This is a genomic window from Halomonas sp. YLGW01, from assembly GCF_014840935.1.
Taxonomy (GTDB): domain Bacteria; phylum Pseudomonadota; class Gammaproteobacteria; order Pseudomonadales; family Halomonadaceae; genus Onishia.
Window position 1 is genome coordinate 1,390,326 of record NZ_CP062005.1, and the last position, 15,051, is coordinate 1,405,376.

Sequence of the window (15,051 nt, forward strand, 5' to 3'; positions counted from 1 at the left end):
ATTTACAGTACGTAAACTCCGCTTTTTCTCTGATTTTTGCCTTGTCTGATCTTCGCTCGCCGACTTTTCGGACAGAGCCTTGAACCGGAGCGCTGCGCCCGTCGCGAGGGGCGCGACTTTTCTGGTGACCCAGGCGAGGGATCCTGCCTAGGGATCCAGGCGCTCCAGCACTGCCCGGCAACGGGTCTCGACGTCGTCGAGCTCGCGTTGCATCAGGCGAATATCCTCGAGGCGCTGCTCCATGTCGGCACGCTTCTCGGCGAGGATCTCGAGAATGCGGTGAAGCTGGCGGGCGTTGCCATCGGGCATGGCATCGTAGAGCTCGATGACCTCGCGAATCTCGGCCAGCGTGAAGCCGAGTCGCTTGCCGCGCAGGGTCAGCTTCAGCCGTACCCGGTCCTTGTCGTGATAGATGCGTCGCTGCCCCCGGCGCTCCGGCGACAGCAGCCCCTCCTGCTCGTAGAAGCGGATGGTGCGAGGCGTAACCTCGAACATCTCGGCCAGCTCACCGATCGCGAAGGTTCGCCTGTGGACCACGGCCCCCGGGGCGGAGTCGGTCGGCGAGGCCTGTGACGCGGTCTGGCTGGGCTTGGGCATGGTGGCGTTCCTTGGCTTTAGCGATGCTTGAGCGATGCATTGGTGAGTGAAGGAATGATCGCATGAACGCCGTAGCGCTTCGACTCCCCCAGACTAGATCTGCTTGACGTTAACGTAAAGGGAATATATTGCTGTTGGCCTTAGACCAAGGGGTGGCTTGCGCCCGACCGGGCGGATGCTAGCGTGGTGGCATCGCGCGGCGAGGGCGTGCCCCCCTTAATTCTTGTCATTCTTGATAAGGCCGACGCGATTGCCGACAGCCCGAGTGATGGGTACGTCGAGATGCCTGCCGGCCGGTGACGTCAGAGGAGATCACCATGGATTTTGCACTGACCGAGGACCAGCGGGCCCTCCAGCAGGCGGCGGAAGACTTCTGCCGCGCCGAGCTCGCCGCCCATGCTGCGGACTGGGATGCCCGTTCTCACTTTCCGGTGGATGTGATCAAGCGTGCCGGGGAGGCCGGCTTCCTCGGCATCTATATCGATGAGGACCGCGGGGGGCTTGGTCTGTCGCGCCTGGAGGCCTCACTGATCTTCGAGCAGCTCGCTCAGGGCTGCATCTCGACCACCGCCTACCTGACCATTCACAACATGGCCAGCTGGATGATCGCCAACTGGGGCGATGAGGCGCTGCGCGAGACCTGGCTCGACCGGCTGATCAGCGGCGAGCTGCTGGCCTCCTACTGCCTGACCGAGCCGGGGGCCGGCTCGGATGCGGCCAGCCTGCGCACCAAGGCGGTCCGCGACGGCGATGCGTACCGGATCAGTGGCTCGAAGATGTTCATCTCCGGCGCCGGCGAGACCGATGTGCTGGTGGTGATGGCCCGCACCGGGGGGCCGGATTCCGGCGCCGGCGGCATCTCCGCCTTTCTGGTGCCCGCCGATAGTGCCGGCATCGAGTACGGCAAGAACGAGGAGAAGATGGGCTGGAAGAGCCAGCCGACGCGGCTGGTCAGCTTCGACGACGTGCGGGTGCCGGTGGGGAATCGCCTCGGTGAGGAGGGCGAGGGGTTCCGCCTCGCCATGAAGGGCCTCGACGGCGGGCGGCTGAACATCGCCAGCTGTTCGCTGGGCGCCGCCCAGCAGGCGCTGACCCTCTCCCGCGACTACCTTGGCCAGCGCAAGCAGTTCGGCCGCGAGCTCTCAAGCTTCCAAGCCCTGCAATTCAAGCTCGCCGACATGGCAAGCGAGCTGGTGGCAGCAAGGCTGATGGTGCGTCATGCGGCCTGGCGTCTCGACCAGGGGGACCCGGAAGCCACCGCTCACTGCGCCATGGCCAAGCGGGTCGCCACCGACATGGGCTTCACCGTCTGCAACGAGGCCCTGCAGCTGCATGGCGGCTATGGCTACATCAAGGAATACCCGCTGGAGCGCCTGGTGCGCGACACCCGCGTCCACCAGATCCTCGAGGGCACCAACGAGATCATGCGCGTGATCAGCGCCCGTCGTCTGCTCGCCGATGGCGTGATCGAGTCGCTGCAGTGAGCTGTTGCAGTGAGCTTTTGCAGTGAGCTTTTGCAGTGAGCTTTTGTAGTGAGCTTTTGTAGTGAGCCGCGCCCCGTCCGCCATGAATCAAAGAGACCAATGACTCTGCCCTCTCACGAAAACAAGGAGCCCGATCGATGACCGATGCACCCGTGCTGTTCGAGGAGCGCCCGACCCGCGAGGGGCGCCTGATCGGAGTGGCGACCCTCAATGCCCCCCGGGCGCTGAACGCCCTGTCGCTTGCCATGATCGAGCAGCTTTCGGCTCGGCTGACGCAGTGGGCCCAGGACGAGCGGGTGGTCGCCGTCTGGCTGGAGGGCGCCGGCGAGAAGGCGTTCTGCGCCGGCGGTGACATCGTCGCGCTCTACAAGTCGATTCAGGCCGGCGAGGGCGGCGCCTTCGCCGAGACCTACTTCACCGGCGAATACGGCCTCGATCACCAGATCCATTGCTATCAAAAGCCGCTGCTGGTGTGGGGCGACGGCATCGTGATGGGGGGCGGCATGGGGCTGATGGCCGGTGCCGGCCATCGCCTGGTCACCGAGAGCTCGCTGCTGGCGATGCCCGAGATCAGCATCGGCCTCTACCCGGATATCGGTGCCAGCTGGTTCCTCAACCGCATGCCGCCGGGCATCGGCGCCTACCTGGGCCTGACCGGCGCTCAGCTCAATGCGCGGGACGCCCTGGACCTGGGCATGGCCGACCGCCTGGTGCCTCGGGGAAGCCGCGAGGCACTGCTCGATGCGCTGGTGGCCGCCGACTTCGGCGAGGCCGAGGAGGCAAGCAAGCTGCACGCAGTGGTGGGGCAGGTGCTCGACCGCTTCGAGGATCGAGAGCAGGCGCCGGCGGCTCAGCTGTGGCCGCAGCGCGATCACCTGCAACGCCTCACCGCCTGTGCATCGGCAGAGGATGCCGTCGCGCGCATTCTCGAGGATGCCGATGAGGATACCTGGCTTGCCGCCAACCGGGCGCGACTCGCCGCGGGCTGTCCGCTCAGCGCGCAGCTGGTCTGGCAGATGATCCGGCGTCATGCCCGCTCGAGCCTCGCCGACGCCTTCCGTGAGGAGCTCAATCTTTCGGTGCAGTGCTGCCTTAGCGGCGATCTCGCCGAGGGCGTGCGAGCCCTGCTGATCGACAAGGACAAGAATCCCCGCTGGTCGCATGCCAGTGCGGGCGAGGTGCCCCGCGCGGATGTCGAGGCCCTGATGCGCCCGCTGTGGAATAGCGAGACGCATCCGCTGCGCGAGCTTTAGCGAATCTGAAAGCGGGCCGCGCGCCTTGGCGCCGCGACACATGGCGAAATTTAAGAACAACAACACCAATCAAAGAACATAAGGAGCCACACCATGCGTATTGCCTTCATTGGCCTAGGGAACATGGGGGCGCCCATGGCCACCAATCTCGTCAAGGCCGGCCATGACGTCTGCGTCTTCGACCTCTCGGATCAGGCCATGAAAACCCTCGAGGACGCCGGTGCCAGCCGCGCCGCTAGCGCCGAGGCGGCGACCCGGGAGGCGGAGGTCGTGGTCTCGATGCTGCCGGCAGGCGCCCATGTGAAGGGCCTCTACCTGGGCAACGACGACACCCCGGGGCTGCTGGCGACCCTCACCGGCGGCCCGCTGATCATCGATGCCTCGACCATCGCCCCGGATGATGCCCGCACCGTCGGCGCCGCCGCCGCCGAGCGGGGGCTGGCCTTCGTCGACGCGCCCGTGTCGGGCGGGGTGGGTGGCGCGGTTGCCGGCACCCTGTCCTTCATCGTCGGGGGCAGCGACGAAGGGTTCGAGCGCGCCAAGCCGATTCTCGAGGCCATGGGCAAGAACATCTTCCATGCCGGCGAGACCGGGGCGGGGCAGGTGGCCAAGATCTGCAACAACATGCTGCTCGGTATCCTCATGAGCGGCACCGCGGAGGCCCTGGCGCTGGGCGTCGAGAATGGCCTCGACCCGGCGGTACTCTCGGAGATCATGAAGCAGAGCAGCGGCGGCAACTGGGCACTCAATGGCTACAACCCTTGGCCGGGCGTAATGGAAAAGGCGCCGGCCTCGAACGACTATAAAGGCGGCTTCCTCACCGATCTGATGGCCAAGGATCTGGGGCTCGCCTGGGAGCTGGCGCTGGGCTCAAAGTCGACGGTGCCGATGGGCTCCCAGGCGCGCAACCTCTTCGCCCTGCATTCGGCCCAGGGTAACGGCGGGCTCGATTTCTCGAGCATCCAGCGCCTCTATCGCCGAGACGAGGAGTGAGCCGCCGAGACGAGGACTGAGAGGCGGCGGGGCCCGGCGCGTTAAACGGTGCCGTCCCGTCGCTCGCATTGGGGCCTCGGCCGGAGTGGGGCACAATGACGCCCCCTTCCGACCGAGGTTGCCATGACGTCGACACCTTCTTCCGAGTCGTCCGCCCGGCGCGGCTCAATGCTCGATGCCCCCATCGCCCGCACTCTGGTGCAAAAGACCCTGCCGGTCATCGGCGGGATGTTGGCGATGATGACCTTCAATCTGGTCGATGCCTGGTACATCGCGAGGCTCGGCACCGTGCCGCTGGCGGCGGTGTCCTTTACCTTCCCGGTGGTCTTCGCGGTGATCAGCCTGGCGATCGGGCTCGGCATCGGCACCTCGGCGGTGGTGGGGCGTTTGCTCGGCCGGGGCGATCACGACCTGGTGTCGCGACGAGCCACGGATGCGGTGCTGCTGTCGCTGCTGGTCGGCGCTCTGGTCACCCTTGCCGGCTTGCCGAGCATCGAGGCGCTGTTCTCGCTGCTCGGTGCCGACGCCACCCTGATGCCCTATCTCCAGGCGTACATGGGCGTGTGGTACTGGGGAGCCGCCCTGGTGATCGCGCCACGCATCATCACCAGCGTGCTGCGGGCTCACGGCAACACCCTGGCGGCGGGGCTGTCGATGGCCGTGGCGGCGCTTTTGAACCTGGTGCTCGACCCGCTGCTGATCTTCGGTGCCGGGCCGGTGCCGGCGATGGGCGTGGCCGGTGCGGCCCTGGCCACGGTGCTCAGCTGGGGACTCATGACCCTTGGATTGATCGTCCAGCCACGGCTGCGCGGCCTGATTGCCCTGCGGGGCCTCACCCTGGGGGCGCTGGCGGACTCCTGGCGGGTGCTTGGTCGCATCGCGCTGCCGGCGGCGGTGACCAGCCTGTTCACCCCGGTGGCCATGGCACTGGTGACGCGCATCGTCGCCGACCATGGCCACGCCGCGGTGGCGGCGTTCGGGGTCGGCTCGCGGCTGGACGCCATCGCCCAGATCGTGGTGCTGGCGCTGTCGATGACGCTGTCGCCGCTGGTCAGCCAGAACCTGGGCGCCGGTCAGCTCGATCGGGTGCGCCGGGCCATCGGCGGCTGCCTGGCCTTCGTGCTGGTCTGGCAGCTTTTGATTTGGGCGGGCCTGCAGGGCCTGGCCCCCTGGCTGACCGCCCGCTATGCCGAAGGCCCCGAGGTGGGCGAGGTGCTGCGCGCCTTCATCTGGCTGGTGCCGTTGGGGCTTGGCGCCCAGGGGGTGGTGATCCTCTCGGTGTCCTCGCTCAATGCCCTGCATCGGCCTCGGGATGCCATGGCGCTATCCGTGGTGCGTCTCTTCGTGCTGTTCGTGCCGCTGGCCTGGCTTGGCAGTCAGCTGGCCGGGCCGAGCGGCATCTTCGCCGGCATGCTGACTGCTAACCTGATCATGGCAGGCATTGCCTGGTGGCGGCTGCGGGCGGTGCTGGTGCGCCAGCGCCCGTCACCGCAACAGTCGCCGCGCTCCTAAGCGTCCCCGCCCTGTGTCTATTGGCCCTGTGTCTATTGGCATACGGGCGAGACCAAGGTCGGCTTGGCAGGGCAGGGCGCCTGATCTAGGTTGCATCGAAATGTCGACATTATCGAGGACCTCTGCATGAGCCAGATTACCCCCGTCACCTGGGACGATCCCTTCCGCCTCATCGACCAGCTCGATGAGGACGAGCGCATGGTGCAGCGCACCGCCCATGACTACTGTCAGGACAAGCTGCTGCCCCGGGTGCTCGAGGCCAACCGTCACGAGCACTTCGATCGCGAGATCCTGAACGAGATGGGTGAGCTCGGCCTGCTCGGTGCGACCCTCGAGGGCTACGGCGGGGCCGGGCTCAACTACGTCAGCTATGGCCTGATCGCCCGGGAAGTGGAGCGGGTGGATTCCGGCTATCGCAGCGCGATGAGCGTGCAGTCGAGCCTGGTCATGTACCCGATCCATGCCTTCGGCAGCGAGGCGCAGCGCCAGAAATATCTGCCCAAGCTCGCCAGCGGCGAGTGGGTCGGCTGCTTCGGCCTCACCGAGCCGGATCACGGCTCCGACCCCGGCGGCATGAGCACCCGGGCGGTACGCACCGACGGCGGCTGGCGCCTCAACGGCAGCAAGACCTGGATCACCAATTCGCCGATTGCCGATGTCTTCGTGGTGTGGGCCATGGACGAGGAGGGCATCCTGCGCGGCTTCATCCTCGAGAAGGGCATGCCCGGCCTCACCGCGCCCAAGATCGAGGGCAAGTTCAGCCTGCGCGCCTCGATCACCGGCCAGATCATGCTGAGCGACGTCGAGGTCGGCGACGAGCAGCGCCTGCCCAACGTCACCGGCCTTAAGGGGCCCTTCTCGTGTCTCAACCGGGCCCGCTACGGGATCGCCTGGGGCACCATGGGCGCCGCCGAGGCCTGCTGGCATGCGGCGCGCCAGTACACCCTGGACCGCAAGCAGTTCGGCCGCCCGCTGGCCGCCAACCAGCTGATCCAGAAGAAGCTCGCCGACATGCAGACCGAGATCGCTCTCGGCTTACAGGCGGCCCTGAGGGTCGGGCGGATGATCGATGACGGTCAGCTGGTGCCGGAGGCGATCTCGCTGATCAAGCGCAATAACGCCGGCAAGGCGCTGGATATCGCCCGCGTGGCCCGGGACATGCACGGCGGCAACGGCATCAGCGACGAGTATCACGTCATTCGCCACGTGATGAACCTCGAGGCGGTCAACACCTACGAGGGCACCCACGACATTCACGCCCTGATCCTCGGCCGCGCCCAGACCGGCCTGCAGGCCTTCGCCGCCGAGTGACCCCAGCCGGGAGGTGATGCGTATGGCGGGACCGCTCGAGGGGCGCGTGGTGCTGGACATGTCGCGGGTGCTGGCCGGCCCCTGGGCCGGGCAGCTTCTCGCCGACCTGGGGGCGAGGGTGATCAAGATAGAGCACCCGACGCGCGGCGACGACACCCGCGCCTGGGGGCCACCCTGGCTCGAGGACGCGGCCGGCGGCCCCCTCGATGCGGCCTATTATCTGTGCGCCAACCGCGGCAAGCAGTCGCTGGCCGTGGACATCGCACGGCCCGAGGGCCAGGCGCTGATCCGCGCTTTGGCAGCCCGGGCCGATATCCTGATCGAGAACTTCAAGGTCGGCGGGCTTGCCCGCTACGGCCTCGATCACGCGAGCCTCAAGGCCGAGAATCCGGGGCTGATCGGCTGTTCGATCACCGGCTTCGGCCAGGATGGCCCCTACGCCGGTCGCCCAGGCTACGACTTCATGATCCAGGCCATGGGCGGCCTGATGAGCCTCACCGGTGAGCCCGACGGCATGCCGATGAAGACCGGGGTGGCGATCACCGACGTGATGACCGGGCTCTATGCGGCGGTGGGTATCCTGGCGGCGCTGGACGAACGTGCCCGCACCGGGCGGGGCCGCTCCATCGACGTGGCTCTGCTCGACGTCCAGCTCGCTACTCTGGCCAATCAGGCCCTGAATACCCTGGTCGGCGGCCAGGCACCCGAGCGTCACGGCAACGCCCATCCCAACATCGTGCCCTATCAGGCCTTCGCCTGTACCGATGGCCACCTGGTGCTGACGGTGGGCAACGATAGCCAGTTCGCGCGACTAGCCTCGCTACTGGGGCACCCGGAATGGGCGACGGACCCGGCCTTCGCCACCAATGCCGCCCGGGTCGCCCATCGCGAGCCTTTGGTTGAGAAGATCGCGGCCTGCCTCGCCGCCCATTCCCGTGATGACTGGCTGGCCGCCTTCGACACTCATGGCATTCCGGCGGGGCCGATCCACAGCGTCGCCGAGGCCTTGGAGAATGTGCAGGTGCGCCATCGCGACCTGGTCAGAACCCTAGAGCGCGATGGCCAGCCGGTGCCCCAGGTAGCGAATCCGCTGCGCTTCGACGGGACCACCTGCACCAGCGAGGTGGCGCCGCCGGCGCTGGGGGCGGACAGCGATGCGGTGCTTGCCGAGATGGGCCTGTCCGCTGACGACATCGCCCGGCTGCGCGCGCTCGGCGTGGTGCGCTGATTTCCCGATCCGGGGAATCAAGACCTCGACGCAAAGCACCTGGACCTCAGCGCGGGCTGAAGCGGCGGTGCAGCCCGGCCTCGGCGATCATGCGTGTCGAGATCTCCTCGATCGAGAAGCGGGTGGTGTCGATGTAGGGGATGTGCATCTGGCGGTAGAGCCCCTCGGCCTGGGCGACTTCCTGCATGCACTGATCCATCGAGCAGTAGCGGCTATTGGGCCGGCGCTCGCTACGGATTGCCGCCAGGCGGGGCGGGGCGATGGTCAGGCCGAACAGCTTGTGGCGATAGGGCGCCAGGGCGCGGGGCAGCTTGAGGCTGCCGTCCTCGTCGTAGTCGTCCTCGGTCAGCGGGTAGTTGGCGGCACGGATGCCGAACTGCAGCGCCAGGTACAGCGAGGTGGGCGTCTTGCCGCAACGCGAGACACCGATCAGGATGACATCGGCCTTGTCGTACTGGTTGAGCCGCGCGCCGTCGTCGTTGTCCAGGGCGAAGTGCACCGAGTCGATGCGGTTCATGTAGACATCGTCGCGGCCGATCGAGTGGGTGCGCCCCACGGTGTAGGTGGAGTGGGTGGAGAGCTCTTCCTCCAGCGGCTTCAAGAAGGTCGAGAAGATGTCGACCTTGAAGCCCGAGGCCTGGGAGACGATGCGCCGCACGTCTTCGTCGACGATGGTGTCGATGATGATCGGCTGTTCGCCGTCCCTGGCCGCGGTGGCGTTGATGCTATCCACCAGCGCCTGTGCCTTGTCGGTGTCATCGATGTAGGGCTTGGTGATCATGCGGATCTCGACGCTCTCGAACTGAGCCAGCAGGCTGCGGCCCAGAGTCTCGGCGGTGATGCCGGTGCCGTCGGAGATGAAAAAGGCGGTGCGGGACATGAGGAACCCTTGGCAATGGTCGCGGCGCCGGGAATGGCGGTGAGGGCTCGATTGTCTCGGCTGATGGCCGGCACGGCAAGCGCTAGGGCGGCCCGGCTCGCCTCGGCAGGGTGGTCCGCGCGGGCCTCACTACAAGAATGCCGCTTTTGGCCGCAGTGTTGTAAAAATCCTCCAATGACTTCGCGGTTAGACCAATGGCGAATGCCTCGGGCACTTGGTAATGTTCCTGGCATCTAGCCCGGGTGGTCGTCGATCGCGACGCGGCGCCCGTTGGCAGCGAACGTCACCAGTCGACAAGGGGGTCGCGTGAAAGAGTCCGTGAACGAGTACATCGAGTGGTTCGACCAGCTCGGCATGAATGACGTCGAGCGCGTGGGCGGCAAGAACGCCTCCCTCGGCGAGATGATCTCCAACCTGGCCAACGCAGGGGTCAGCGTGCCCGGCGGCTTCGCCACCACCGCTCATGCCTATCGCGAATTCCTCGCTCACGACGGCCTCAATGAGCGCATCAACGACGCCCTCACGCGTCTCGACGTGGATGATGTCGAGGCCCTGGCCAAGACCGGCGCCGAGATTCGCCAGTGGGTGATCGACACTCCGCTGCCGCCGGCCTTCGAGGCCGCCCTGGCCGAGGCCTACGAGGTCATGGTGGCCCGTCATCCCAGCCTCAAGGTGGCGGTGAGAAGCTCCGCCACCGCCGAGGACCTGCCGGATGCCTCCTTCGCCGGCCAGCAGGAGACCTTCCTCAACATCGAGGGCTTCGCCAACATCAAGCGTGCCGTGCACGAGGTCTTCGCCTCGCTGTTCAACGACCGGGCGATCTCCTACCGGGTACACCGCGGCTACGCCCACGAGAATGTGGCGCTGTCCGCCGGCATCCAGAAGATGGTGCGCTCCGAAACCGGCGCCTCCGGCGTGATGTTCACCCTGGACACCGAATCCGGCTTCCGCGATGCGGTCTTCGTCACCGCCTCCTGGGGCCTCGGCGAGACGGTGGTGCAGGGCGCGGTCAACCCCGACGAATTCTACGTTCACAAGCCGACCCTGGAGGCCGGTCGACCCGCGGTGCTGCGCAGAAGCCTGGGCTCCAAGCTGATCAAGATGATCTATACCGAGGACGCCAGCGCCGGCAAGTCGGTGGAGACCGTGGACGTACCGCTCAGGGATCGCGGCCGCTTCTGCATCAATGACGAGCAGGTCACCGAGCTTGCACGTCAGGCGATGATCATCGAGGGCCACTACCAGCGCCCGATGGACATCGAGTGGGCCCTGGATGGCGACGACGGCCGGGTCTACATCGTCCAGGCCCGCCCCGAGACGGTGGTCTCCCAGACCGAGGGCGGCAAGCTCGAGCGCTTCCATCTGCGCGAGAAGGGCCGCAACCTGATCGCCGGTCGTGCCATCGGCCAGCGCATCGGCAGCGGCGAGGTCAAGGTGATCATGACCCCGGACGAGATGGGCAAGATCAACGAGGGCGACGTCCTGGTCACCGACATGACCGACCCGGACTGGGAGCCGATCATGAAGCGTGCCTCGGCGGTGGTCACCAACCGCGGCGGACGCACCTGCCATGCGGCGATCATCGCTCGCGAGCTGGGCATCCCGGCGGTGGTCGGTTCCGGCGATGCCACCAGCGTGCTGCGCGACGGCCAGGAGGTCACGGTGTCCTGCGCCGAGGGCGACACCGGTCACGTCTACGAGGGGCTCCTGGACTTCGAGTGCAAGACCACCAGCGTCGACAGCATGCCCGAGCTGCCGTTCAAGATCATGATGAACGTCGGCAACCCGGATCGTGCCTTCAACTTCGCCGCCCTGCCCAACGCCGGCGTCGGCTTGGCGCGCCTCGAGTTCATCATCAATCGCATGATCGGCGTGCACCCCAAGGCGCTGCTGGACTTCGATACCCTGCCGGCGGAGCTGCAGCAGACCATCGAGCTGCGCACCGCGGGCTACGACGACCCGGTCAGCTTCTACGTCGATAAGCTGGTCGAGGGCATCTCGACCCTGGCCGCCGCCTTCTACCCGCAGCGGGTCATCGTGCGCCTGTCGGACTTCAAGTCCAACGAGTACGAGAACCTGATCGGCGGCAAGCACTACGAGCCAGGCGAAGAGAACCCGATGCTCGGCTTCCGCGGCGCGGCGCGCTACCTGTCGGAATCCTTCCGTCCCTGTTTCGATCTGGAGTGCCAGGCGCTCAAGCGGGTGCGCGACGTGATGGGCTTCGACAACGTCGAGATCATGGTGCCCTTCGTGCGTACGCCTGACGAGGCCCGTGGGGTAGTCGAGCTGCTGGCCGAGAACGGCCTCAAGCGCGGCGAGAATGGCCTCAAGGTGATCATGATGTGCGAGCTGCCGGCCAATGCGCTGCTCGCCGATGAGTTCCTCGAGTACTTCGACGGCTTCTCGATCGGTTCCAACGATCTCACCCAGCTGACCCTGGGGCTGGATCGCGACTCCGGCGTGATCGCTCATCTGTTCGACGAGCGCAACCCGGCGGTGCTCAAGCTGTTGTCGATGGCCATCCAGGCCTGCAAGGCCCAGGGCAAGTACGTGGGCATCTGCGGCCAGGGGCCCTCGGATCATCCGGATCTCGCCAAGTGGCTGATGGAGCAGGGCATAGACTCGGTGTCCCTGAACCCGGACGCGGTTCTCGAGACCTGGTTCATGCTGGCCGGGGAAACCATCGGTTAACGCCTGAATCGCCCCTGCCTGCTCGACCCCGCCCCTCGTGGCGGGGTTTTTTGTGGGCACGAGCCGGCCGTGTCGTGGTTGTTTGTGAATGTTCGGCACCAGGTCGCGAAGCGTTCTCGCTGGCAATGTTGTACAGGACTTGATCAGGTTTCTTCTGTTAGCTTGTACATCCTGCGATAATGCTGTTCACCGCTGGTTCACGTCGCATGGCGATGGCGACAGTGTGTCCGCAACCATTTCCTGAAGGAGAATCCCCTTGGCCAGTTTTACCCTGAACGGCAAGCCGGTCAGCGTCGAGGTGTCCCCGCAGACTCCACTGCTGTGGGTGCTGCGGGATCACCTTGGCATGACCGGCACCAAGTTTGGCTGTGGCATCGCCCAGTGTGGCGCCTGCACCGTCCATCTTAATGGCTCCGCCGCCCGCACCTGCGTGCTGCCGGTCTCCGCCGCCGAAGGTGCCGACGTGGTCACCATCGAGGGGCTGTCGGAGAATGACGATCACCCGCTGCAGCAGGCCTGGCGCGAGCATCAGGTGCCACAGTGCGGCTACTGCCAGTCGGGCCAGATCATGCAGGCGGCGGATTTCCTGAGCCGCAACCCTGACCCCAGCGATGAGGAGGTCACTCAGGCCATGGCCGGCAACCTGTGCCGCTGCATGGCCTATGTGCGCATTCATCGGGCGGTCAAGCGCGCCGCCGAGATCGGCCAGGCTAGCCAGGCGTCCACCGCCGGCGTCGGCCACTTCGACCCGACCCGCGAGGAGGTGACCCATGGCCAGGTTTGAGGATCAGCTGGCGGCCGTCGAGGCCAACGGCAGCGACGCTCAGGGCATCACGCGTCGCGGCTTTTTGATCGGCACCATGGCCGGCTCGGCGATGCTAGCCTTCGGCCTGTCCGGTGTTGCCAGTGCCGCAAGCGGCGGCTCCGCCAGCGAGTCGCTGGCTGCCGGGCGTTATGAGCCGACGATCTGGTATGCCATCGCCCCGGACGGCACCGTGACCGTGCATATCACCAAGGCCGAGATGGGCCAGCATGTCGCCACCAGCCTGGCACGCCTGGTCGCCGAGGAGCTCGAGGCGGACTGGTCCTCCATCGAGGTGGTCTACGTCGATAGTGATCCGAAGTGGGGTTACATGGTCACCGGCGGCAGCTGGTCGGTGCACCACAGCTACCTGCCGCTGTCCCGGGCCGGTGCGGCCGGCCGTATCGCCCTGATCGAGGCCGGCGCCAAGCTGCTGGGCGTCGATCCGGCCGACTGTCATGCCCGTCAGGGCCAGGTCATCAGCGGTGACCGGGCGATCGGCTATGGCGAGATCGTGTCTCAAGCAGGGCTCGAGCGCACCTTCACCGAGGAAGAGCTTAAGCAGATCACCCTGAAGCCGGTCGGTGAGCGCCGGGTGCTGGGCACCAAGGGCGGCGCCCTGGACGTGCCGGCCAAGGTCAACGGCGAGGCGATCTACGGCATCGATGTCACCGTCGACAAGATGCTCTATGCCCGCCCGGTCCTGCCGCCGACCCGTTTCGGCTCCCGGCCGACCTCGGTGGACGACAGCGCCGCCCGGCAGATCGAGGGCTATCGCCAGACCATTGCCCTCGATGACCCCTCCGGCGTCTGCCAGGGCTGGCTCGCCGTGATCGCCGATGATTACTCCGCGGCGATGCGCGCGACCGATGCCCTCAAGGTCGAGTGGCAGCGCGGCGATAGCTTCGAGATCACCGAGGCCGACATCCAGGCGCAGGGCCAGGCCCTGGTCGAGGCGCCGAGCCGCGACAATGGCTCGCTGTTCGTCGATATCGGTGATGCCCCCTCGGCTCTCGAGGGCGCCAGCCAGGTGGTCGAGTCCACCTACACCACCTCGAGCGTGCTGCACTTCCAGCTCGAGCCGGTCAACGCCACCGTGGTCGAGGAAGACGGCCACTGGCACATCCACTGCGGCAACCAGCAGCAGTCGCTGGCGGTGCCGATGCTGGCCAAGGCCCTCGAGGTCGATGCCAGCAAGATCACCCTGCATCAGTACTACCTGGGCGGCGGCTTCGGGCGGCGCCTCTACGGCGACTACACCATTCCGGCGGCCCTGGCGGCCAAGGCTCTGGGGCGCCCGGTGAAGATGTTGTTCACTCGCCCCGACGATACGCGGCTTGACTGCGTGCGCTCGCCCTCGGTGCAGCGAATGCGCTCGGGGCTCGACGGCAACGGCAAGGTGGTGGCCTCCGAGCATGCCGCCGCCGCCGGCTGGCCCTCAGCCGCCATGGCGCCGGCCTTCCTCGCCGAGCCGGTCGAGAACGGCGGCAAGGTCGATTCCTTCGCCATCAGCGGGGCCGATCACTGGTACGACGTGGGCGCCCAGCGCGTCTGGGCCCAGCAGAACCACAAGGCGCATGAGGTCTTCGTGCCGGGTTACCTGCGCTCGGTGGGACCGGGCTGGACCACCTGGGCCGTGGAGCAGCATATCGACGAGCTGGCGCTGGCCGCCGGCGAGGATCCGGCACGTTTCCGGCTCGACCTGCTCAAGGCCGAGGGCCGCAATTCGGGCCAGGCGCCGCACAGCGTTGGCGGTGCCGAGCGCCTCAAGGCCGTGCTCGAGCGGGCCATGGCCAAGGCCGACTGGGACAGCCGCGATAGCCTGCCCGAGGACGTGGGCATGGGCGTGGCCCTGACCTTCGGTCAGGAGCGCAACATGCCGACCTGGGTCGCCTGTATCGCCCGGGTCAAGGTCGATCGCGGCGATGGGTCGGTCAAGGTGGAGCGGCTGACCACGGTGGCCGATGCGGGCACCCTGGCGCATCCCGACGGCGCCATGGCGCAGCTCGAGGGTTCTCTGTTGTGGGGGCTCTCGATGGCCCTGCACGAGGGCACCGAGTACCAGAAGGGCAAGCCCAAGGCGCTTAACCTGGGGGCCTACACGCCGCTGCGCATGCACCAGGTGCCGGAGCTGGATCTCGAGTTCGTCGACAGCGATGCCATGCCGGTGGGGCTGGGGGAGCCGGGCACCACGGTAGTGGCGCCCGCCGTCGCCAATGCCATCCAGCATGCGGTCGGCGTTCGCCTGCGCGACATGCCGATGCGCGCCGAGGCGCTCAAGGCCGCCCTCTAGGTAAGCC

The 15,051-nt window shown here is 66.9% G+C and carries 11 protein-coding genes; 9 read left to right on the forward strand and 2 right to left on the reverse strand.

Translation table 11 applies throughout. The features are described 5' to 3' along the window. Window positions 1-147 precede the first annotated feature (147 nt). Entirely contained in the window at window positions 148-597 is a 450-nt protein-coding gene (locus tag IEJ03_RS06525; protein ID WP_192036851.1) for a MerR family DNA-binding transcriptional regulator, read from the reverse strand. A gap of 317 nt (window positions 598-914) precedes the next feature. On the opposite strand from IEJ03_RS06525, the gene IEJ03_RS06530 reads away from it, so the two are divergent. The 6 genes from IEJ03_RS06530 (at window position 915) to IEJ03_RS06555 (ending at window position 8,378) form a co-directional block, all read left to right on the forward strand. Continuing rightward, entirely contained in the window at window positions 915-2,081 is a 1,167-nt protein-coding gene (locus tag IEJ03_RS06530) for an acyl-CoA dehydrogenase family protein (protein ID WP_192036852.1), read from the forward strand. A 137-nt stretch (window positions 2,082-2,218) separates the two neighbouring features. Further along, complete coding sequence (locus IEJ03_RS06535) at window positions 2,219-3,334, forward strand: enoyl-CoA hydratase/isomerase family protein (RefSeq protein WP_192036853.1); 1,116 nt, start codon at window positions 2,219-2,221, stop codon at window positions 3,332-3,334. Between the two features lie 78 nt (window positions 3,335-3,412). Further along, window positions 3,413-4,327 carry a 3-hydroxyisobutyrate dehydrogenase gene (gene mmsB / locus IEJ03_RS06540; protein ID WP_347401008.1) on the forward strand — a complete coding sequence of 305 codons (915 nt, stop codon included), beginning with the start codon at window positions 3,413-3,415 and terminating at the stop codon, window positions 4,325-4,327. Window positions 4,328-4,450: 123 nt separating this feature from the next. After that, the gene (locus IEJ03_RS06545; RefSeq protein WP_192036855.1) at window positions 4,451-5,839 is read left to right on the forward strand and encodes an MATE family efflux transporter; all 1,389 of its coding nucleotides are present in this window, start codon (window positions 4,451-4,453) and stop codon (window positions 5,837-5,839) included. 126 nt (window positions 5,840-5,965) lie between these two features. Continuing rightward, window positions 5,966-7,150: an acyl-CoA dehydrogenase gene (locus tag IEJ03_RS06550; RefSeq protein WP_192036856.1), complete on the forward strand. Its 1,185-nt coding sequence runs from the start codon at window positions 5,966-5,968 to the stop codon at window positions 7,148-7,150. 22 nt (window positions 7,151-7,172) lie between these two features. Further along, window positions 7,173-8,378 (forward strand): CaiB/BaiF CoA-transferase family protein, encoded by a 1,206-nt coding sequence (locus IEJ03_RS06555; RefSeq protein WP_192036857.1) that lies wholly within the window; start codon window positions 7,173-7,175, stop codon window positions 8,376-8,378. A gap of 46 nt (window positions 8,379-8,424) precedes the next feature. On the opposite strand, the gene IEJ03_RS06560 is transcribed toward IEJ03_RS06555, so the two are convergent. Continuing rightward, window positions 8,425-9,258: a pyruvate, water dikinase regulatory protein gene (locus tag IEJ03_RS06560; RefSeq protein ID WP_192036858.1), complete on the reverse strand. Its 834-nt coding sequence runs from the start codon at window positions 9,256-9,258 to the stop codon at window positions 8,425-8,427. A gap of 318 nt (window positions 9,259-9,576) precedes the next feature. On the opposite strand from IEJ03_RS06560, the gene ppsA reads away from it, so the two are divergent. The 3 genes from ppsA (at window position 9,577) to IEJ03_RS06575 (ending at window position 15,044) form a co-directional block, all read left to right on the forward strand. Then, complete coding sequence (gene ppsA / locus IEJ03_RS06565) at window positions 9,577-11,949, forward strand: phosphoenolpyruvate synthase (protein ID WP_192037216.1); 2,373 nt, start codon at window positions 9,577-9,579, stop codon at window positions 11,947-11,949. A 256-nt stretch (window positions 11,950-12,205) separates the two neighbouring features. After that, window positions 12,206-12,733 carry a (2Fe-2S)-binding protein gene (locus IEJ03_RS06570; protein ID WP_192036859.1) on the forward strand — a complete coding sequence of 176 codons (528 nt, stop codon included), beginning with the start codon at window positions 12,206-12,208 and terminating at the stop codon, window positions 12,731-12,733. Then, on the forward strand, window positions 12,720-15,044 hold the full coding sequence (locus IEJ03_RS06575) for a molybdopterin cofactor-binding domain-containing protein (protein WP_192036860.1): 2,325 nt from the start codon (window positions 12,720-12,722) through the stop codon (window positions 15,042-15,044). The genes IEJ03_RS06570 and IEJ03_RS06575 overlap by 14 nt, the downstream gene beginning before the upstream one ends. The last annotated feature ends 7 nt before the right edge of the window (window positions 15,045-15,051 follow it).

Coding starts and splice junctions, on each gene's coding strand:
- IEJ03_RS06525 (WP_192036851.1), bottom strand. CDS start 597: ATGCCCAAGCCCAGCCAGACCGCGTCACAGGCCTCGCCGACCGACTCC.
- IEJ03_RS06530 (WP_192036852.1), top strand. CDS start 915: ATGGATTTTGCACTGACCGAGGACCAGCGGGCCCTCCAGCAGGCGGCG.
- IEJ03_RS06535 (WP_192036853.1), top strand. CDS start 2,219: ATGACCGATGCACCCGTGCTGTTCGAGGAGCGCCCGACCCGCGAGGGG.
- IEJ03_RS06545 (WP_192036855.1), top strand. CDS start 4,451: ATGACGTCGACACCTTCTTCCGAGTCGTCCGCCCGGCGCGGCTCAATG.
- IEJ03_RS06550 (WP_192036856.1), top strand. CDS start 5,966: ATGAGCCAGATTACCCCCGTCACCTGGGACGATCCCTTCCGCCTCATC.
- IEJ03_RS06555 (WP_192036857.1), top strand. CDS start 7,173: ATGGCGGGACCGCTCGAGGGGCGCGTGGTGCTGGACATGTCGCGGGTG.
- IEJ03_RS06560 (WP_192036858.1), bottom strand. CDS start 9,258: ATGTCCCGCACCGCCTTTTTCATCTCCGACGGCACCGGCATCACCGCC.
- IEJ03_RS06575 (WP_192036860.1), top strand. CDS start 12,720: ATGGCCAGGTTTGAGGATCAGCTGGCGGCCGTCGAGGCCAACGGCAGC.